Annotated in this window: 19 protein-coding genes and 2 pseudogenes; all 21 read left to right on the top strand. The window is 64.7% G+C overall.

The features are described from left to right. The first annotated feature begins 15 nt into the window (after positions 1-15). Positions 16-1,413, top strand: coding sequence for a phage portal protein (locus ACLQ3I_RS22590; protein ID WP_425804955.1), 1,398 nt, complete (start codon positions 16-18; stop codon positions 1,411-1,413). Next, positions 1,410-2,081, top strand: coding sequence for a hypothetical protein (locus tag ACLQ3I_RS22585; RefSeq protein ID WP_425804952.1), 672 nt, complete (start codon positions 1,410-1,412; stop codon positions 2,079-2,081). Before ACLQ3I_RS22590 ends, ACLQ3I_RS22585 begins: the two co-directional genes overlap by 4 nt. A gap of 23 nt (positions 2,082-2,104) precedes the next feature. Next, positions 2,105-2,608, top strand: coding sequence for a hypothetical protein (locus ACLQ3I_RS22580; protein WP_425804949.1), 504 nt, complete (start codon positions 2,105-2,107; stop codon positions 2,606-2,608). After that, a pseudogene (locus tag ACLQ3I_RS22575) lies at positions 2,581-3,525 on the top strand (phage major capsid protein); the annotation flags it as partial. The gene ACLQ3I_RS22580 and the pseudogene ACLQ3I_RS22575, both read left to right, overlap by 28 nt. Beyond that, complete coding sequence (locus tag ACLQ3I_RS22570) at positions 3,522-3,692, top strand: DUF7302 family protein (RefSeq protein ID WP_425804946.1); 171 nt, start codon at positions 3,522-3,524, stop codon at positions 3,690-3,692. The pseudogene ACLQ3I_RS22575 and the gene ACLQ3I_RS22570, both read left to right, overlap by 4 nt. 3 nt (positions 3,693-3,695) lie before the next feature. Then, positions 3,696-4,184 (top strand): hypothetical protein, encoded by a 489-nt coding sequence (locus ACLQ3I_RS22565; protein ID WP_425804944.1) that lies wholly within the window; start codon positions 3,696-3,698, stop codon positions 4,182-4,184. Between the two features lie 341 nt (positions 4,185-4,525). Further along, a complete protein-coding gene (locus ACLQ3I_RS22560) occupies positions 4,526-4,783 on the top strand; it encodes a hypothetical protein (protein WP_425804941.1) in 258 nt (85 codons plus the stop codon). A gap of 403 nt (positions 4,784-5,186) precedes the next feature. Further along, positions 5,187-5,747: a hypothetical protein gene (locus tag ACLQ3I_RS22555; protein WP_425804938.1), complete on the top strand. Its 561-nt coding sequence runs from the start codon at positions 5,187-5,189 to the stop codon at positions 5,745-5,747. 225 nt (positions 5,748-5,972) lie between these two features. Next, positions 5,973-6,257, top strand: a complete 285-nt coding sequence (locus ACLQ3I_RS22550; protein WP_425804936.1) for a hypothetical protein — start codon at positions 5,973-5,975, stop codon at positions 6,255-6,257. Between the two features lie 149 nt (positions 6,258-6,406). Then, the gene (locus ACLQ3I_RS22545) at positions 6,407-6,694 is read left to right on the top strand and encodes a DUF5361 domain-containing protein (protein WP_425804934.1); all 288 of its coding nucleotides are present in this window, start codon (positions 6,407-6,409) and stop codon (positions 6,692-6,694) included. A gap of 89 nt (positions 6,695-6,783) precedes the next feature. Beyond that, on the top strand, positions 6,784-11,337 hold the full coding sequence (locus ACLQ3I_RS22540; protein WP_425804931.1) for a tape measure protein: 4,554 nt from the start codon (positions 6,784-6,786) through the stop codon (positions 11,335-11,337). 2 nt (positions 11,338-11,339) lie between these two features. Further along, positions 11,340-12,278, top strand: coding sequence for a hypothetical protein (locus tag ACLQ3I_RS22535; protein ID WP_425804928.1), 939 nt, complete (start codon positions 11,340-11,342; stop codon positions 12,276-12,278). A 3-nt stretch (positions 12,279-12,281) separates the two neighbouring features. Continuing rightward, the gene (locus tag ACLQ3I_RS22530; RefSeq protein WP_425804925.1) at positions 12,282-13,967 is read left to right on the top strand and encodes a hypothetical protein; all 1,686 of its coding nucleotides are present in this window, start codon (positions 12,282-12,284) and stop codon (positions 13,965-13,967) included. Between the two features lie 18 nt (positions 13,968-13,985). Further along, positions 13,986-14,384 carry a phage gene 29 protein family protein gene (locus ACLQ3I_RS22525; RefSeq protein WP_425804922.1) on the top strand — a complete coding sequence of 133 codons (399 nt, stop codon included), beginning with the start codon at positions 13,986-13,988 and terminating at the stop codon, positions 14,382-14,384. A gap of 72 nt (positions 14,385-14,456) precedes the next feature. After that, entirely contained in the window at positions 14,457-15,497 is a 1,041-nt protein-coding gene (locus tag ACLQ3I_RS22520) for an N-acetylmuramoyl-L-alanine amidase (protein WP_425804920.1), read from the top strand. Then, positions 15,494-15,691 carry a phage holin gene (locus ACLQ3I_RS22515; protein ID WP_425804917.1) on the top strand — a complete coding sequence of 66 codons (198 nt, stop codon included), beginning with the start codon at positions 15,494-15,496 and terminating at the stop codon, positions 15,689-15,691. The genes ACLQ3I_RS22520 and ACLQ3I_RS22515 overlap by 4 nt, the downstream gene beginning before the upstream one ends. A gap of 14 nt (positions 15,692-15,705) precedes the next feature. After that, positions 15,706-16,080, top strand: coding sequence for a hypothetical protein (locus tag ACLQ3I_RS22510; RefSeq protein ID WP_425804914.1), 375 nt, complete (start codon positions 15,706-15,708; stop codon positions 16,078-16,080). A 24-nt stretch (positions 16,081-16,104) separates the two neighbouring features. After that, positions 16,105-18,234 (top strand): hypothetical protein, encoded by a 2,130-nt coding sequence (locus tag ACLQ3I_RS22505; protein ID WP_425804912.1) that lies wholly within the window; start codon positions 16,105-16,107, stop codon positions 18,232-18,234. An 11-nt stretch (positions 18,235-18,245) separates the two neighbouring features. Next, a complete protein-coding gene (locus ACLQ3I_RS22500; RefSeq protein WP_425804909.1) occupies positions 18,246-18,518 on the top strand; it encodes a DUF7572 family protein in 273 nt (90 codons plus the stop codon). A gap of 486 nt (positions 18,519-19,004) precedes the next feature. Next, complete coding sequence (locus ACLQ3I_RS22495; protein ID WP_425804907.1) at positions 19,005-19,571, top strand: hypothetical protein; 567 nt, start codon at positions 19,005-19,007, stop codon at positions 19,569-19,571. Next, positions 19,568-19,813, top strand: a pseudogene (locus ACLQ3I_RS22490) (hypothetical protein); the annotation flags it as partial. The gene ACLQ3I_RS22495 and the pseudogene ACLQ3I_RS22490, both read left to right, overlap by 4 nt. Positions 19,814-19,847 lie beyond the last annotated feature (34 nt).

Below are 19,847 nucleotides of genomic sequence, written 5' to 3'. Positions count from 1 at the left end.
CAACTGGGAGGCCACTTGTCAACCCCTATCATTCCTGGCCTCGACCCAGATGAGCAGGCGACCTTCGCTCGACTCACTGAACAGATCGAGACTCACGCGGCAAACAACCGTCTACGCACAGCGCTGTACGAGGGCGAGCACCTCGCCCGCAACCTGAGTTCACGAGATGCGGGTCGGTACGCCCGGGCGGCACAAGTCATCGGATGGCCCGCCAAGGCCGTCGATCTCCTGGCTCGCCGGATAACCCTCGCCGGCGTTGAGACGCTCGGCGAATCAGCACCGTCTGCCGAACAGGTGTGGCGCGACAACCGCCTAGCCGCCGAATCGGCGTCGGCCACCATCAGCGCGCTCCTTCATGGCGTCTGCTTTGTCACCGTCACCAAGGGCGGCGCGGGTGAGCCGGGTGCGCTCATCCACGTCGTCGACGCGCTGAGCGGCTCTGGCGACTGGAACCCGCGCACCCGACAGCTCGATACGTTCCTCGCGATCCATGCGCGCAGCACATCCGAAGGCTCAACGCCGACCGCGTTCACCCTCTACCTGCCAGGTCAGATCCTCACCGCGCAACGCGATTCTCACGGCCGGTGGATGATCGCCCGCGTCGCGCAACCGGGGCCGATACCCGTCGAGGCGCTCGTGCCGCGCTATCGCGCAGGCAAGCCCATGGGTAGCTCCCGTATCTCCAAGTCAGTGATCGGCCTGACCGAGGCCGCCATGCGAACAGTCATCCGCATGGAAGGCAACGCCGACATCTACTCGATCCCACAGCTCGTGCTCCTGGGCGCGACCGATGAAGACTTCCAAACCGGAACCGGCACCCCGAGCGCAGCCTGGACCAGTGCTTGGGGTCGCATCTTCGGCCTGCCCGACAACGATGACGGGACCGTGCCTCGCGCCGACCTCAAAGTCATTCAGGGTCAGAGCCCTCAGCCGCACATCGACCAGCTCCGGCAGTACGCCCAGCTCTTCTCCGGAGAGACGTCGATCCCGGTGACTTCCCTCGGAGTCTCCGACATCAGTAACCCAACGTCTGCCGACAGCTACATCGCCTCACGCGAGGATCTGATCTCTGAGGCCGAAGCGGCGGCGGATGCTATGACGCCATCCTGGGAACGAATCATGGGTTGGGCATTGGCATTTCAGGCGGGACTTGATCAGCCTGACCCGAGCTGGGACCTCTCAGCTCGATGGCGTCCCCCAGCCCACGCCTCCCGGGCGGCGCAGGCGGACGCCGGTTTCAAGCAGATCACCGCGCTGCCTTGGCTCGCGGAGACCACCGTCGGCCCCGAACTCATCGGGCTCAACGACGAACAATCCGACCGTGCGGCATCGGAACGCCGACAAGGACAAGGCATGCGACTGCTTCAGCAGATCGCCTCTGCCACCGCACCGGACGTTGAGGCCGGGGATTGACCGCCGACCTCCGCCCAGTCCTGACGCTTATCTCAGGTTCGGCGACCCGCACGATCCGAAACGGATTAGGAGATCGCCCGAGCCTGAGCCTCATCCCGTTCGTCGCCGAAGTGACGGCCGGCCACGCCGAAGCGGCCCGTGCCGCAGCGGTCACCGCCTACACCGCAGACCGCCTCGACGCCAATGCCCCCGGTCGCTACAGCGCCGAGATGCCCGAGCCGAAATGGCTCGACATCGAAGGACTGTGGATTTGGGCTGAGGGCACGGCAACCAGCAAGGCGGCGTTCATGTCGCTGCTACTGGGCGGCGTGGAGAAGAGAATCGCGGGAGCCGCACGCCTAACTATCGCGCACAACGCATCTCGCGATAGTGCGGCCAGAGGATGGCAGCGAGTGGCGCGAGGCAAAGCCTGCTCATTCTGCATCATGCTCGCCTCACGTGGCGCCGTCTACACCCGCGCCACAGCGGACTTCGCCTCCCACGACCACTGCCACTGCGTGGCCGTCGCCGCTTGGAAAAACAGGCCCACGCCGGTCAAACCGTACACGCCGAGCAGCAAGACCATCACCGACGCCGATCATTCCCGGGTCCGCGAGTGGATCTCGGCAAACGAAGCCCGCCTCGGCATCGTCCCTCACCCAGCCGCCATCGAAACGGCCGCGGCATAACCCGAAACGGGAGCCCACCACCAATGGAAAACGATCAGCTCGACCCCGCCACGAACGCCGACGCGGAGTCAAACGCAGCCGCTCTGCCAGACCCCACCGCCAACGCGGACATCGACGCGGAATCAACCGAACCCGCCGCCAAGCCCCTTGAAGAGCAAGTGGCTCACTGGAAGTCGATGGCGTGCAAGAACGGGGACCGCGCCAAGGCGAACGCCGCAGCGGCTACCAGGGTCGCCGAACTCGAATCCGAGGTCGCGTCGCTGACTCAGGCCGCTGCTACGGCCACATCCACAGCGACGGCCCAACTGCGACATGCCCTGATCACGACCCACGGCCTCGATGACGCCACCGCGGGCTTGCTGACCGCCTCCGATGCGGACGGCTTGATCACACAGCTTCGCGCAGTCACCGCGCTGCGCGGCAACGTCGCTCAACCGTCAGCTCCGCTGGCGGGTTCGACCGCGCAAAGCGTCCCGGATCCCAGCAAGCAGTTCGTGTCGACGCTCTTCAACCCGAGCGCCAACTGATTTCCCAGACCTACCCAGAGGAACAAGCAACCATGACCATTCTCTCCACCAGCGGCATCAACCTGCCCAAGGACGTCGCCTCCGGCCTGATCCGCAAGGCGCAGGACGGCTCCGCCGTGGCGAAGCTGTCGGCCCAGGAGCCCTTCCGCTTCGGCGAAACCGACATCGTCACCATGAACGGCCTGCCCAAGGCCGAGTTCGTCGGCGAGGGCTCGGAGAAGGCCGCGACGTCGGCCGGCTTCGGTGTTGTGACCGCCAAGCCGCGCAAGGCACAGACCACCCTTCGGTTCAACCAGGAGGTCATGTGGGCCGACGAGGATCACCAGCTCGGCGTACTCGACGCCCTGGCCGCCACCGCCGGTGAGTCCATCGCCCGAGCACTCGACCTGGGCACGCTGCACGCGATCAACCCGCTGACCGGCGAGGTACTGAGCGGCAATCCGGATCACGCCGCTGGATCGACCAAGACCATCACCGCCGGCGCCGACATCGACCTCGACATCGAGGCGGCCATCGGGCTCATCGTTGCCGACAGCGACATGCCCACCGGAGTCGCCCTCGACCCGACCTCGGCCTACGCCCTGTCGACCAAGCGCGACACCACCGGCCGCCGCCTGTACCCCGACCTGTCGCTCAACCCGCGTGAGATGACCGCCGTCCACGGCCTGACCGCTGCCGTCGGTGACACCGTCTCTGCTGCAAAGGAAGCCGCCACTGCCACCGGTGTGAAGGCCATCGTCGGTGACTTCGAGTCGGGCATCCGTTGGGGCATCGCCAGCACGCTGCCCGTCGAGCTGATCCAGTTCGGCGACCCCGACGGCCAGGGCGACCTCAAGCGCCAGAACCAGATCGCCCTGCGACTGGAGACGGTCTTCGTTTGGTACGTCGACGCAACGAAGTTCGCGGTCGTCAAGTGACGGCGCTGGTGAATCGCCAGGGCGTGCGGGCCGACGTGCCCGCCGCCCTGGCGGAGCGCCTCATCGGGTCGGGCACCTGGACGGCAGCCGAGGCCACCTCGACTCAGGCCAAGGCCCCACGTCGGACGACCCGCAAGACGACCAAGTCCACACAGACCGAGGAGTAGCGCATGGCCGTCACATTGACGACCTCCGACATTGCCCCGTTCGTCGGCGAGATGACCTCCGACGAGCAGGACGCGCTGGAAATCATGGTCGTTGACGTGACTGCCGCAGCGGTAGCCGTCGCGCCCTGTCTCGCTGAACCAGCGCTACCCGAGAACCTCGCCGCAGCCGCGAAAGCCCACATGCGTGGAGCTGTGTTGCGTTGGTACGAGGCCAATTCGGGCGCTGTTCAAACGCAGTCGGCGGGGCCATTCTCCGAAACGATCGACACCAGCGTCCGTCGTGGCGGACTGCTATGGCCGAGCGAGATCAAGCTCCTCCAAGACATCTGCGCCACCCATCGGGGCGTTCGTCCTGGCGCCGCGTTCGCGATCGACACCGTCTCGCCGTCTCCACTTATCCACGCCGATAGCTGCGACGTCTACTTCAGCACTACCCGCGGATGCTCTTGTGGCGCTGCGTTGACCGCGCACGCCGCGCTCTGGGGGACGTAGATGTCGCTCAGAGCACGCCACACAATCCTGTTGGAACGTCACACCGTCGTTGGCCACGACCCCTACGGCGAGCCGATCCCCGGCTACGCACCCCCAGAATCTCATCGGGTGTTTGGCTGGGCGCCTCTCACGATCGAGGAACTTCACACCGCCGGCTATGACCGCCTCACGCGGGCGCTGAACGTCTATGTTCCACCGTCGTTTCCGGAAGTCGACCGATGCGACCGAATCCAACTGAGCGGCAGCTTGTGTGATGTCGACGGAGCGGTCTTCTGGTACACAGCCGGACCGTTCGGTTATCGGCCCGGCGGCGTACTGCGCGTTACCCGAACGGAGTGACCATGGCCAGGATCAAGATCAAGTTCAACCGCGACCACGGCCAGCAGATCATGAAGTCCCGAGCGATGCGCAAGGTCCTCGACGCCGAGACGTCGCGGACGATGACCGCGCTACCCGAGGCTGGGGACGGATACGAGTCGATAGTCGAGAACGGCGGCGACCGACTCCGGGGTGCCGTCTGGACGGTCACCAACAAAGCGAAGGCGCGGACTGCCCGCGACGGTGAGCTACTCACCGCGCTGTTGGGCGGCGGCGAGTGACCACACCCCAGCTCCCCTCCATGATCGCCGCCGAGGTGATCGAGGCTCGCACAGGCGTCTCGACCTACCCCTCGGTTCCCAGAGACCACCCCGCCGAGTATGTCCAGGTTGCCACCCGGGGCGGAACCCGCCGCGCTGGCGGGCAACTTACCCAGCGAGTTCTGCAGCTACACGCGCACGCGACGTCCTCCGGGGCAGCCGCCGCGCTCTGCGAACAAGCGGTCGCAGCCGTCATTGATGCGGGCCTCGACCCCACAGAGAAGCGAATCCGCGCATCCTCGGTCGCCGCCGAACCCTCCGACGGCGTGGACCCCGACACAGGCACCCCTCGGTCCAGCGCAACGTTGCTCATCCTGCTGCGCCTGCACCCCCGCACAAACTCCTAATCAAAGGATCAACCACCATGTCCCAGACGACATTTGCCGCCCAGCCTCGCGTCGGCGGAGCACTCCGCAACGCCCCGGTCGGCACCACCGCACCGACCGACGCCTCGACCGCCTTGGACGCCGCGTTCAAGGACCTCGGCTACATCAGCGAGGACGGCTTCACCGAAGCCATCGAACGCTCCGCTGACAAGAAGCGCGCACTCGGCGGCAGTGTCATCCGCACCGTCCAGACCGAGTATGGCGCGACCGTCAGCTTCGTGTTCATGGAGTCGCTCAAGCTGGATGTCCTCAAGCGTGTCTACGGCGAATCCAACGTGACCGTCGAAGCGGCGACCGGCGAGATCACCGTCCGCAAGAACAAGAAGCCGCTACCGATCGAGTCCTGGGTCATCGACCTGGAGGACGGAGACGTCCTCGACCGCAGCTACATCGCTCGCGGTCAGATCACCGAGATCGGCGAGACCGTCAAGACCCACGGCGACCTCGCCGTGTTCGAGGTGACTCTCGAAGCACTTGAGGACGAGGACGGCGACTGCATCAAGCAGTTCATCTACCCGGGTGACACCTCGGGAAACTGACGTCGCCGGACCCTGAAGGCAACAACCTCACAGGCGACGGCGTCGACCCGCTCGTCCTCGACCTCAACGACGACTCTGAACCCGCCGTCAACGAGTCAGAAGACGACCCATTGGAGTCCTGACGGACTTCATCCAATCCTGCCTCCGCGTGAGAACTCGGTGGGTCCGGTGCCTCCGCGGGGGCAGGCAGACCGGGCCACCAATCACCTAACCCAAGGGCCCACAATGACTTTCGAGAACTACCAGGCCAAGCTGACCGCGCAGCAGACCGGGGCAAAGGCCGCGACCGTCGTACTGCCGCGTTTCCAGCACATCCCGTTCGGCGTTATGCGCAAGATCCGCAAGGCCAACAGCGAGGAGCAGATGTTCGAGCTGTTCGAGCTGCTGCACGAAACGGGCAAGATCAGCGACACCGACATGGCCGTGATCGACAGCCTCGGCATCGAGACCATCGGCGAACTCGTCGAGGGCTGGCAGAAGGACGCGGAGACGAGCCTCCCGGAATCCTGAGCCTCGTCCAGCTCTGCGAAGAGCATGACGGGGCAGTCGAAGCTGACCTGATCGCGGTTGGCCTCCGGCTCCGCGACGCGGGAACCCCGGCATTCACACTGCGTGACCTGCTCGCGTTCGTTCGTTGGCTGTCCGATGACTCGGCGCTGGTGCGAGCAGTCCACGCGGCGTCGGCGGGGTCGCCCCAAGACGCCGCCGAACAGAAGCAATGGGGTCTGCTCGAACTGCTTCTCGCCGACATCGCGGATTCGCAGCGGTGGCTGGTTTGGTCCAAGTCGAAGGACGCGGCACGGCCAGGGGCGAAACCGCCCGCACGAATCCCTCGGCCGGGCGTATCCGATGCCGAAGACAAGACCCGACGCAGAGGTAACTCCTACACCCTCGACGAGGCCAAGCAACGGTTCAAGGTCGCTCGAATCGGGGGCGAGTCGAGCTAACGCCGCGAACAACAAGCACATCACGAAATGCGGGGCCCCGGAACATATCCGGGGCCTTTTGCATGCTCTAGGAAGACAGGTGAGCCGAAGTGGCTGAAAGCGTGAATCTGGCCACGGCCTACGTCGAGGTCGTCCCCAGCCTCAACGGCTTCCACGGACCTATCCGACGCGCACTGGGAGACATGGATCGCGCTTTCGGAGGAGCGGGTTCATCGAGCGGCCAGACCTTCTCGCAACGCTTCACCGGCGTTGCGGGCAAGGCGCTCAAGGGCGGTGCCGTCGCACTCGGCGGCGCGGTCGCAGGCGTTCTGGGAACGGCCCTCACCAAGGGCTTCGCACGACTCAACAGCCTCGACCAGGCCAAGTCGAAGATGGCCGCACTGAAGATGTCGACCCAGGATGTCTCGTCTGCGATGGAGTCGGCCAACAAGGCGGTCAAGGGCACTTCCTTCGGACTCGACGAGGCAGCCGGAGCCGCAGCCACCGCCGCCGCCGCAGGTGTGAAGCTCGGCGTCGACATGGACCGCTACCTCGGTCTCGTCGCCGATGCCGCAGCGGTAGGCGGGGCGAGCCTCGGTGAGATGGGCGCGATCTTCGGGAAGGTCGCGGGCAAGGGCAAGCTCGACGGCGAGGTCATGGCGCAACTTCTCGATCGTCAGATCGGCATCCTGCCAGCACTCGCCAAGCACTACAACGTGACTACCGAAGAGGCCCAGAAGATGGTCTCGGAGGGCAAGGTCTCCTTCGCCGACTTCCAGACCGTGATGGAAGGCATGGTCGGCGGCGGCGCGGAGAAGATGGGCAAGACCTTCAGCGGGTCATTGGCGAACATGAACGCCGCCCTCGGTCGCTTCGGAGCCAAGCTACTCGAACCCGTATTCTCCCGCGCACCAGCAGTATTCGAGTTCCTCACTAACGGCATCGACAGCGTGTCGAAGACCGTTGGCCCGTTCATCTCCAGCGTGCTCGCCCGCCTCAAGACCGCCTTCGCCGGACTGAACTTCAATATCGACCTCAGCTCGATCGGCGACACGCTCGCGGCGGCACGCTCGCGGCTACAGGGGCCGCTGACCTCCCTGAAGAACACCCTCACTGAGGACGTCGTGCCCACATTCGCCCGGGTCGCCGAGATCGCCGCGCACCTCGGCCGGCTGATCGCAGGAGCGTTCTCGTTCGCGCACCCCGCGATCTCGCTCCTCGCTGGACTTCTCGCCGGTGCCCTCGCAACCGCGTTCAACATCGTCGCCGGCGTCGTGGGAGGTGTCGCCTCCGCGATCAGCACGGTGGTCGACTGGATGGCACGCAACAAGGAGATCATCAGCGTCGTCGCCGGCATCATCGTCGCATCGTTCCTACCCGCCCTCATCTCTATGGGCGCAACCATGCTCGCCAACGGCGCGACCATCGTCGCACTCAACGTCGCCTTCCGCGCCTACGCCCTCGGCACCAAGATCGCAGCCGTCGCGACAAAGACATTCGCCGTCGCTCAGAACTTGCTCAAGGCCAGCCTGCTGACCAACCCGATCTTCCTGGTTATCGCGGCGCTCGTCGCCCTTGGCGCCGGATTTGTCCTCGCTTACAAGAAGAGCGAAACCTTCCGCAATATCGTCAACGGCGCCTGGAACGGCATCAAGACCGCGGTGAGCGCAGTCGTCGGCTGGTTCACCGGAACCGCGTGGCCCGCGATCAAGAGCTTCTTCGCCAAGATCGGCGATGCCGCGGGCGCCGTGGTCGGATTCATCCGTAACCACTGGCGATTGATCATCTCGATCATCGGCGGGCCGCTTGGCGTCGTGGTCGCACTCGTCACGAAGCACTGGTCGTCGATCCAAGCCGCCATCGGCGCCGTATGGGGCTGGATCTCAGGAACCCTGTGGCCCGGGTTACAGGCAGTCTTCCGCACCATCGGCAGCGTTGTCATGTGGCTGTGGAACTCGGTGTTCACGCCCGCGTTCAACGGAATCAAGAACGTAATCTCGCTGTTCTGGGCTGGCGTCCAGGTGTACTGGGGATTGCTCAAGGCTGCCTTCCAAGGCGTTGCCACTGTCGCAATGTGGTTGTGGAACAACGTCGTCACGCCTGCGTTCAACGGCATCCAGAGGGTTGTGTCCACCGTCGTCAGCGTTGTTGTCGGCGCCTTCAACCGAGTAGTGGCCGGCGTCCAAGCGATCAGCACGTGGATCAGCAACCTGGTGGCGCAGTTCGTCACGGGTTGCGCGAGCATCCTGGCCACGGTCTCAGGCTGGATCAGTAGCATTCTCGGATTCTTCGGCGGCCTCATCTCCTCGGCCACCGAAGCGGTCACAAGCCTGTGGTCACGTGTTTCCGAAGGGTTCTCCAGCGGGGTCACCAAGGCGGTCGACTTCGTCAAGCAGATCCCCGGCAAGATCGCCGAAGCCCTACAGGGGGCCGGGACTTGGCTCGTCGACACGGGCAAGTCGATCATCCAAGGTCTGATCAACGGCATCAAGTCGATGGCCGGGGCGATCGTCAACGCGCTCGTCAACTTGCTCCCCGGACCCCTGCAAGGCGCCGCACGTTCAGCACTGGGCTTGTTCACCGGTGGGTGGCTACCAGCGTTCGCCGAAGGCGGCTACCTCGGCAATGCCGACGGTCAAGCCGAAGGAACCCGGTCGCGCACCGCCATCAAACCTGGCGGATTCATCGTCAACGCACGGCAGACTCGACGCAACCGGGCGCTACTCGAAGCTCTCGTGCCCGGCGGCCGGGTGCTCACAGGCCCCGGCACCGGGACCTCCGACTCCATCCTCGGCGTCGATCGAGGCCGCGCTGTCGCCAAGGTGTCAGCGGGTGAGTTCTACGCACCACCAGAGCAGGCGTCCGCCGTCGGCGGGATGCTGCAGGCAATCAACGCCGGTCAACCGATCCAAGGTGCAGGATTGCCCGCATTCGCCGAAGGCGGCGCCCTGCCCGCATGGACCGGCGGGGGAGGAGAGGCCAACCTCAAAGCGCCAGCGATCCTCGCACGACGTCTGATCAAGAAGTTCTGGAATCAGATTCGCGAGATCGGCGGCTACCGAGCCTCCGACCCCTATCCCGATCACCCGTCTGGCCGAGCACTCGACATCATGATCCCGGAGTACGGGTCGAAGAACGGCGTCGCGCTGGGAACAGCGATTCGAGACTGGTTGCACGCCAACAAGAACACGCTCGGATTGAACTACCTGATCTGGCGCCAGAACTACGAACCCGGAACCGCCGGCGGCTCTGGCAACAAGATGGAAGACCGTGGCTCTGACACCCAGAACCACTACGACCACATCCACGCGCTGTTCGACGATGCGAATCCGGACGTGAACACCGTCCCGGCCGGACTCAAATACCCTGCGGGTCAAGAGCCGCAGAATGAGCAAGCACCAGACAGCGCCGCCACCCTGCCCACCGGTGACGTCACCACGCCTGCGACCGCACCCACGCCGTCAACGGTCGAGACGACCGAAACAGAGAAGCCAACCTCAATCTCGGAGACCTTCGGCGGAATCGCCAAGAGCGCCACCGAAGAGCACGTCAAGGACCTGCTGGGCTTCTTCTCCATCAGTGACTCGCCCGCACTACTCAGCGCCTATAACGAGTATGACGCGGAGCGCAAGAAGGCTGCCGAGGACGCCGGCCACCCGGGTGAGAGCGAATCGGAGGGGGCGAACAAGGCTCAGCTCCTCCAGATGAAGCAGGAGTACGAGAATCTCCAACTCGCCCGTCGGCGCAAGTACGAGGACGAACTGGCCTCCGCCAAGCGTGACTATGAACAGGCCGGCGGAGCCAAGAACAAGGCCGCCAAGTCCAACTACGAAGCCAAGCGAGCCCAGCTCAAGCGCAAGTACGAGGACGACAAACTCGCCGCCAAGCAGGAGTACGAGAAGCGGCAGTTGACAGCCAAGAACACGGCGACCGCGGACAGCCAGCGGCTCACCAGCCAGCAGGACGCGCCAAACACGCTCCGGCAAACCGGTTCCGGTGGTTCACCGCTGGTGCAATGGAAAGCGGGCGACGGAGCCGAACCCTGGCGACCCTTGCTCGAATGGGCGATCAACCGGGTCGGCCGTGGCCTCACCACCGCCAATTCCCAGCTCAACGCGGGCATTGCCCAGATCGGCACCGAATCCGGTGGTGATCCGAACATCGAGCAGCAGGTCCAGGATGTCAACAGTGGCGTCGACCCGGCGGTTGGCCTGCTGCAGATCATCGGCCGGACTTTTGCCGCCAACCGCGATCCCAACCTTCCGAACGATCGCAAGGACCCGGCCGCGAATGTCGTTGCAGCCCTGCAGTACTACATCGGACGGTATGGCAGCGACCTCACCAAGGTGTGGGGACAAGGGCACGGATACAAGCACGGTGGCCTCGTCCGAGGTCCCGGTACGAGCACCTCGGACTCCATCCGCGCACGCCTGAGTGACCGCGAGTTCGTGGTCAACGCCGCCGCCACCCGCGAGAACCTCCCTCTGCTGGAGGACATCAACGCGGGACGTCCCGTACTGCCCGAACTCGCTGTGAGCCCGGCCGCCGCCAGCAGCGCGGGGGTCTACGCGCCGACAACCAACGCCACCTTCCGTGACGAGAAGTCCTACTACGCCAACGAGAGGCAGCGTCAGCTTCTCATCGCCACCCGAATGAAAGGCTGACCATGAGCATCCACGACCGTTGCAGCGTCACCATCTTCGGTGTCGACAACACCCGATGGGATGTCCACGGGCCGCTGGCTGGGCGACAGGGCGTCTGGATCGGTGAAGGACAACTGTCCGGAATCCTCGACGCCCCACTGGAATCCGCCTGGTCTGAAACCGCAGCAGGCATCGGTGCCCGGCACGTCCGGGACCGATACAAGCCCCGCGACCTCATCGTCGGCTTCCACGTCAACGGCGAAGGCGAGACAGTCCCGGGCCAGCGCGAAGACGCGCTGGCTCGGGCATTGGTCCCACCGCCGTACATCTACTCGCCCACCAAGCGCACCGGTCGCGCCGAAGTGACAACGGAGATGTCCGGCATGCGCTGGATCTACTTCCGTGGCCAAGAGGTCCCCGAGATCGACACAGGGCGAGACTTCCTCGCCGACGCCTACGCGAACCCGATCTACAACCTCCGAGCCGGATTCCCACTCTGGGAGTCCGAGACGATCGTAAGGGCTTTTGAAACGGAAAACACCAGCGCCACAGGCGAGATCATCGTCGAGAATCCCAGCGACACGCCATGCCGATACACGGTGATCCTCACGCCCGGCGACTGGCTTCTTCCTGATCCGTCGTGGAGCGGCGAGATCGGCGAGGTCGCGCCCGGCGGACCACACGCGACCCGAACAATCGCCGTCAGCGTCACCGAGGAACACAGCGGGGCCGTCCTATCGCGCAACCCGCAGAAGCTCCCGGTGGCGACGCCGGCCGGACACAACCTGCTATCCGCGCAGCAAGGCCGCTTCCTCGTCTATGACATCCCGCCGTGGACACCTGCCACCGCGCTGCCGATCGCGGTATCGAACGCGCCCACCGGTGGCGCTCGGGCCGAATACCACCTCACACAGCACTGGACACGCCCCTGGGGCATGTCGCGCACCCCGAGCGGAGGCTAGCCCTTGAGTACCCCTCTCGCCGATAAGTGCGCCTCCATCAATCGGGCGGTGCAAGCGCAGGCGGACCTGCTCGAACTCGAACAACTCATGCCGCCGGCGGTCTATATCTACGACGGCCACCAGCGGCTCCAGCACGTCGTCATGGACCCGATGACCGCGAGTGCGGAAGAGATCGAGAACGACGTCGGATCGGTCACTGTCTCCGTACCTGCCGATCATCCCGCAGGGGAGTGGCTGCTCGACGAGGCCGGCCGCGTCGAACGCGGTGAGGGCGCCAATGTCCACATCGAGTACCGATCCGGTGGCAGTCGCGTCTCTGGCCGAGCCGAACTAATCAGCTCAGCGACACTCGACACGGGCGAAGACGTCGTCCAGGTCAACGCACTAGGCGAGTTCGACAACCTTCGCAACGTCCGGGTGTGGAGTAACCCCTGGCTGCCCGCTCAATTTCAGTTCCCCCGCATCTTCCTCCTCGCCGGCCCATCCATCTGGGTCCTCAAGACCGCCCTCTTCGTCAACCTCCTCCGCCTCTACAGCAGCGCGTGGCAGATACCCGACGACCCGATGAACCCATTGACATGGCTCGACGGGCTCGATCAGTCCAACTGGGACATCGTCATCAAGCCGACGTCCCTCCTCGAAGACATGGCAGCCGGGACCGTGTGGTGCGTCCTGGCCAGCAGATTCGGATCTTGGGCCGAACGCGCCGCCGACATCCTCACCGACGGCGAACTAACCGTCACCGCCACCCGGTGGCGGACCGGCGATCCCGAACCCTGGCCCGGAGCGGTAGTCAAAGACGGCGCACTCGTCGTCGACATCATCGACAACTCCCGCCACCGGGAAGGAACCGCCAACGGCGGGACGGTCTTCGACGGACTAACCCGCACCATGCGCGAATCCGTGGGCGACCTCATCGAAGATGTCGAGATCGCCGCGACCGCAACGCCGGACTCGTCCGTCGCCGAGATTTGGCGCTCCATGTTCGAGACCGCACCTGGATGGCCGACCATTCACATCCCCGCCGACGGCGGTGCGAACCCCACGGTCACCCGCCGAACGGCTGGCGCAACAACACTGACAATGGGCGGGCAGTCGGCGCCCGGAGTCAATGACACCATCTCCGCGACCGTACAGATGGTCGGTGACCTCGCGACCTCGAACATCAACGTCAGCGGCTACGGGGTAGGCGCTCAAGGCGGTGCCATCGACGCGCTGCTCAAGCCGCTCTACACGGACACCGTGCTCGCCTGGTTGAGCGTGAAACTCGTTGCACGCCAATCGCGGGCGGGCAGCTCGCACCTCCTCGAATCGTTCATCGAACTGCCCGGGAAGTCCTACACAATCTCGTCCCTCGCGGCTCTGCGAGAAGCCGAGCGTGAGACCCGTGGAGGCGAATCGGCCACCGTGCAGTTCCCGCCGAGATCGCCATACGTCATCGGCCAGCCAGGACACGGCCATGCCTGGGTCGGCAGTCCGGTGTCGTTCGAGGTGCCCGGCTCCACCGCTCGTGAAGTGCACGTCGAACGCATCAAGAAGGTCAAAGCAGAGTACGGCCCAGACGCGAACGCGGACGGCCGATTTGGCGCCGCCGAGGTGGGCGCACTCGATGAACTCGACCCTTTCGAGAAGATCCTCGCCCGCATTCGCCGGCTAGGCGAGATCGCCAAGGATGCCGGTGTCTGGTGACCCACAAGGAGTTTCACAATGTGTGAAGTATGCAAGCCCTACGGCGAACTCACCACTGAGCAAGTCGAGCAGCAGATCGAGGCGATCTCGGCCACCTTCGTAGGACTGCCGACTGTCATTGGCGCGCCACTGCTCCTAGCACCAGAGGCTTGGGAGGAAGTCGCCCGACACCAAGTCGAAATCGGCGTCCGGTTGTGTGCGGAGATTCCAGCGATCAAGACCTATACGGCCCCAACCTCAGACGACGCGCTCGTGGTCGCCAAGGCCGCCGGGGTCTGGAAGTACACCGCCACAGCGGCCGACGTCGAAACACCGCAGCAGCGCATCCGCCGCAAGGCCCAGGAACAGCGCGAAGCCTTTCTTGCCGAAGTCGACCGCCGACGGAAAGCCGGAGAACTCCCACCCGTCGCTATCTGACTCGACCCCCCGAAGACCACCCACTAAACCCCGTCCGCTGGCGAGGTTTTCGCATCTCAGGAGAACTTCACATTGTCATGGACTGGTGACCCAATCTGGCTGGCCGACGTACTGCGCGCAGAGGGTCTGAAAGTAGTCGAACACGCAGGCTGGAAGCAGCGCGGCCACGGCGACTTCCGCGACATCCGCGGAATCATCTGCCACCACACCGCGGGCGGAGGGGCGAGCGACTGGGTCATCGTCCAGAACGGTCGCTCCGACCTCCCCGGACCCCTGGCACAGCTCGTCCTCGAACGCGACGGCGCCGTCCGTGTCATCGCGGCCGGAGTCTGCTGGCACGCGGGCAGAGGCTCGTGGAGCGGCTGGCCGACCAACAACGCCAACTACCACACCATAGGAATCGAGGCGGTCAACAACGGCGTCGGACAACCCTGGCCCGCTGTGCAACTCGACGCATACAAGCGAGTGTGCAAGGCCATCGCCAAGCGAGTCGGTTTCGGCGCGAACATGATCGCGGGGCACAAGGAGTACAGCTCCGAAGGCAAGATCGACCCATTCGGGATCGACATGCCCTCCTTCCGCGCCGACGTCGCCAAGATGCTCGCTACGCCCGACGCGCCGATCGAGAACAAGATCAACACCGAAGCCACAATCGCCAAGCAGTGGATCGGCAAGCGACTGTTCGTCGACGAACGTGTCTGCAAAGACGGCATTGGCCGATACGTCGACTTCGAGCACGGCTCTATCTACTGGCACCCCCAGGTCCACAAGTCGAACGCCATCGCGGTACCAGCGCACATCTACGACATCTGGAAGACCCACCAGTGGGAGCAGGGCTACCTCGGCTACCCGATCAAGCGCCATACCGTCATCACTGGCGTCGGCGACATCCAAGCCTTCCAAGGTGGGACCGTCTACCGGCGCTACGGCCGACCCGGGTACGCGGTTCGCGGGGTCATCGGAAAGCGCTGGGCCACTGAAGGATTTGAGGCGGGACCCCTCGGGTGGCCCACTTCGGACGAATACGACCACGACGGCGGCAAGCGGCAAGACTTCGACAACGGTCACCTCGAATGGCACCCCTCGGGCGCGGTTCGGGAGGTGACGGCATGAGCGACTTCTTCACTCCGGAGCGGCGGCGGTGGATGTACCGCCTCGCCCTCGCAGTAGTAGCCCTCCTCGTCACCTACGGGATTGTCGGGGCCGAGCAGGTCGATCCATGGATGACACTCGTAACCGCGCTTTTGGGGTTGCCACTCGTCACGGCGGACAAGCACATCGTCGGCGATGAGCAAGAGGCCGAGTGATGGATCTATCGACCATGCCAGCCAACACCCACCCGGTGATCTGGCTACTCGCACTCGCGGTCGTCACCGTGCCGCCCACGATCATCACCTACCTCACTCGGCGGGACACCAAGGCCGTGAAGGCGCAAGTCCAGAACTCCCACAGCACCAATCTGCGCGAAGAACTCGACGACCGACACGACGAGATCATCTCCGAACTCGCAGAAGTACGACGGCATCTCGGGCAGGTCGACGTCGAAACAGGTCGTCTCGATGTCGAGTGCCAGAAGCTCAAGGCCGCGAACAAGACCCTCGGCGTCGAGATCACCACGCTCACCGCGGACCTCTATGCGACGAAACGGCACGCACTCGGCGTCATCGCCAAACACCACCCCGAAGACGTCGCGTAACGCACGTAACCCTTGGAGGATCCCATGACCACACCTGGAGGCTGGAACCCAACCGCAGGTGCGAGCATCTTATTCCCCGCAGGCAGCGCCTCGGGAGGAAACTCCGGCCTCGCCGGTCACGCCGCGATGACCGAACAGGACTGGAAGGACCTTCTTGAGGAGCAGATGCGTCCTCACTGGGAGACCCTCGGTGAACCCATCGCCGCGATGCAGGAGTGGGTACAGGCACTCGTAAGCGTCTTCCAAGGTGACCTCGGGCCACTGGAATCGTTGGTGGGGCAGGCGATCCAGGGCTTTCAAGCTGATCTGGCGGGCCTCGGTGAGGCAATCGAAGGAACCTACTCTGGCGATGACACGGTGCTCATCGGCATCCAAGCGGCGGTCAGTGGAATCCGCTCAATCGCCGGCGGACTCATTGACCCATCCCGCATCCCGCAGATATTCCTGAGTCAGCTCTCGAATCAGCCGAGTCCCAACCTCCTCAGTGGCTTCGGCGAGTTCGACAGCGCCGCAACCATCGACGGTGCGGGACAGTGGGTCTGGGACGACACCACGGGGCACGAATCCCCAGGCTCAGCTCGCGCCGTCGCCGACGGAACGTTGAAGGTACTGACCTCCGAAGCGATTGCGGTGAGCGCTGGCCAGACGCTCGATGTCAGCGGGCGAGTGCGCTGGATTGACGCGACGGCAAGTTCCGACCAGAGCCCAGTCGCCCAGCTCACAATCATGCCCTACACCGGGGCCACCACGGGCACCCCGACAGTCATCTCGTCGATCAACGGGCCGCTCTACACCGACTCCGGTGGCGACTTCGTCGCCCTCGCAGGCATATACGAGGTCCCCGACGAAGTGGACGGCGTGCGGGTACGAATCACCTGCGAAGCCGCGATGACTCCCGGTGCCACCGTCTGGTGGGATGACATCTCACTTCGCAAGACCGCAACATCGCTCCCGCAGCAATGGGTTTCAGGACTGTCTGACACCCTCGGCGACCTCTGGGACGGGATCACCAACCTCGTCGATCAAGTCCTATCTGCTCTCGGCGTCACCCCAGAAGGCGGCATCCTCGACCGCATCCTCGATCTCTCCGACGAACTCGGCGATCTATTGGGCTCAGCCGAAGACACGGCCGCCGAGGTGTCGAACCTCATCACCGGACTGTTGGCGAGCCCGGCCTCGCTACTCGGCAGCCTGCCCCAGTCGAAGATCATCGACCTCGTGCCCACGCTCAACGCGAAAGCGGCACAATCCGCCGTCGACGCGGTGCAGAACTTCATCGAGGAACTCGTCAACGCGATCCTGCAAGCAATCCGCGGGATCCCCGTAGTCGGAGGAACTCTCGCCGACGTCATCTCCGATCTCGGCCAACTGAATAGCACTGCGAATGGGACCAAGGAAGCGATCGTTGCCGGGTGGGAGGGCAACTCCGGCGGCGACACCGCAGTCAACGACACCCTGCAGGCAATTCGCGGCGCTGTTCTGTCCGACTACACCGTCGAGACGATCACGTCCTCACGGACGTGGACGAAGCCGGAAGGCATCACCGAACTGATGGTGATCTGTTGTGGCGCTGGCCGAAACGGTGGCAGCGGGGGCGAGAATACCTACGGCGCTGGCGGTCGCGGCGGTGGGTGGTTGGCGCAGACGTTTGCCCCAAGCGAAGTCCCCAACTCGGTGTACGCCTCAATCGGCACACCTGGAATCTTGACCAAGTTTGGCGACCTTCTGGTCGTCAGCAACCCCGACAACAATGGCATCGGCTCGATCCTGGGGTTCTCCCCGTCCACGTCCAAGCCTGGGGCCGGCGGCGCTGGCGGGCATGGCTCAACGGAAGCAGAACACGGCGAATCCACCCCGCTCGCCAGGATCGGTACCCGTGGCGAGTTTACGAGCCAGAACGGCACAAACGGCGGCGACGGAGGAAGCGCACCCCTTGATGCGCTGACTAAGTGTGGCGGCGCGGGCGGTGGTGGTGGCGGTGGTGGGACGACCAACGTGATCATCCCAGGCGCAGGCGGCAACGGCGGCAACGGCGGTTACCCGGGCGGCGGCGGTGGTGGCGGTGGGATGCCTACAAAGTATGCGGGTGTTCTCGGGACGCCGGGCACAGGCGGTGCGGGTGCGAACGGGTGTGTGTGGGTCATCTACAAGTGAACGGAGCAACCATGCAGTACGTACGCGACCTTGGGCACTGGTGCCCTGTGACCCGGTTGTACGTCGACGAGACCAGCGGCCAGCACTACGCCGTGACCGTCCTCGACTTCTACACCGCGACCGGGACCGAAGTGTTCTTGTCCGACGATCGAGGAATCGCGATCGACGTCGACGGCGACCCCGAGAACGGCCTAACCCCAATCTTGCGATTGCCGGACGGCACGTCATTCGAGCAAGCCCTCAGCGCGCTCGAAGAACACCTACTCGCGAGCGCTTCAACGTGACCTGGTCGACCAAAGGCCCCGACGCGCCATCGGTCCAGCGGCAGGGATGGTCGGTCGACGGTCCACCCACGGCCGCGAATCCTGTTCGCGCCGCCTGGTTCTGGGTTTCCCGCAGCGTCGGGGTGGGCAACGCTGCCTCCTCGGACCACGCAGTCATCAATCTGCACCTCACTGGCAGCTCCTCCACTGCTGCATCTGGCAGCGCTCGGGAAGGCATCTATCGCCGACAGCGAGGATTCCGGAGCGTCCGGCGGTGCCGCTGAGGTGCTCAAGCTCCTGGCTGCCGGACTGTCGGGAGCGAGCGGCCGAGCGCGGATCGGGATGGCGGAGGCGACCGACGCTGCATCATCGGAGCGATGTGTTGCGACCCCGTCTCTGCCGGTGCGCTCCGCGACGGGCACATCGGATCGCTCCACCATGAAGCCCCGGGTGTCGGGCGCGGGCGCGAGTGGGTGCATGGGGGGCGGCTCCGCATCATGGTCAGCCGTGCCGGAGACTACGCAAACCTACACGGCGGCAGGAACATACACCTACACCATTCCCGTCTGGTGCCGCTACATCGACGTCATCCTCATTGGCGGCGGGGCGTCCGGGCAAACCGGGTCCGGCTCGATCGCAACCTCGGGTGCAGGCGGGAGCGCGGGCTCCTGGAACGCCATCCGCCTCGAACGCGGCGTCAATATCCCATGGACCATCACGACCATCACGATCACAATCGGCGCGGGAGGTGCGCGGGCCGCCAACAGCGACAACGCCGCACCCACGGCGGGAAGTGCGAGTACCGCCGCCATCGCCGAAGTCGGCTCGATCTCCGCCAATGGCGGCTCTGGGACGAAGACCGTCCAGGGTACCAACTGGCAGGTGGGTGCCCCGGCAGGCAACTACACGTTCAACGGGGTGACCTATACCGGCGGCGCCGAATCCAACTCATCCGTGAAGACCGGCATGCCACCCGGCGGTGGGGGCTCGGGCGGCGACGGCGGCATCTTCGGCAACAGAACCCGAGGCTGGGAAGGCGCGGCCGGCGGGGGCTGGGTGAGGGCGTACCAGTGATTCTCGTCAGCACAGAACTGCGACTCGAAATCCCCGAGGGCGGCGAGGAAATCGTCTCCGCCGGCAGCGAGGTGCTCACTACAGATGGCACCACGGTCACCGTCTGGATCGAGTACGACTACGAGCCGTTCAGTGACGCAACGGCACCCGAGTTCACCTTCACCGCAGACCTCCTGACCATCACCAATGGCGAGGTCTCGATCACCCCGACGTCACCTGCATCAGTCTGCCTGGCAGATCCCGCCAGTCACGGTCCTATCGCACCGACAACCAAGA

The organism is Gordonia sp. DT101 (assembly GCF_049844895.1).
GTDB lineage: Bacteria > Actinomycetota > Actinomycetes > Mycobacteriales > Mycobacteriaceae > Gordonia.
This window is presented reverse-complemented; position numbering and strand designations above follow the sequence as displayed.

Coding starts and splice junctions, on each gene's coding strand:
- ACLQ3I_RS22580 (WP_425804949.1), top strand. CDS start 2,105: ATGGAAAACGATCAGCTCGACCCCGCCACGAACGCCGACGCGGAGTCA.
- ACLQ3I_RS22565 (WP_425804944.1), top strand. CDS start 3,696: ATGGCCGTCACATTGACGACCTCCGACATTGCCCCGTTCGTCGGCGAG.
- ACLQ3I_RS22560 (WP_425804941.1), top strand. CDS start 4,526: ATGGCCAGGATCAAGATCAAGTTCAACCGCGACCACGGCCAGCAGATC.
- ACLQ3I_RS22555 (WP_425804938.1), top strand. CDS start 5,187: ATGTCCCAGACGACATTTGCCGCCCAGCCTCGCGTCGGCGGAGCACTC.
- ACLQ3I_RS22550 (WP_425804936.1), top strand. CDS start 5,973: ATGACTTTCGAGAACTACCAGGCCAAGCTGACCGCGCAGCAGACCGGG.
- ACLQ3I_RS22535 (WP_425804928.1), top strand. CDS start 11,340: ATGAGCATCCACGACCGTTGCAGCGTCACCATCTTCGGTGTCGACAAC.
- ACLQ3I_RS22525 (WP_425804922.1), top strand. CDS start 13,986: ATGTGTGAAGTATGCAAGCCCTACGGCGAACTCACCACTGAGCAAGTC.
- ACLQ3I_RS22515 (WP_425804917.1), top strand. CDS start 15,494: ATGAGCGACTTCTTCACTCCGGAGCGGCGGCGGTGGATGTACCGCCTC.
- ACLQ3I_RS22510 (WP_425804914.1), top strand. CDS start 15,706: ATGCCAGCCAACACCCACCCGGTGATCTGGCTACTCGCACTCGCGGTC.
- ACLQ3I_RS22505 (WP_425804912.1), top strand. CDS start 16,105: ATGACCACACCTGGAGGCTGGAACCCAACCGCAGGTGCGAGCATCTTA.
- ACLQ3I_RS22500 (WP_425804909.1), top strand. CDS start 18,246: ATGCAGTACGTACGCGACCTTGGGCACTGGTGCCCTGTGACCCGGTTG.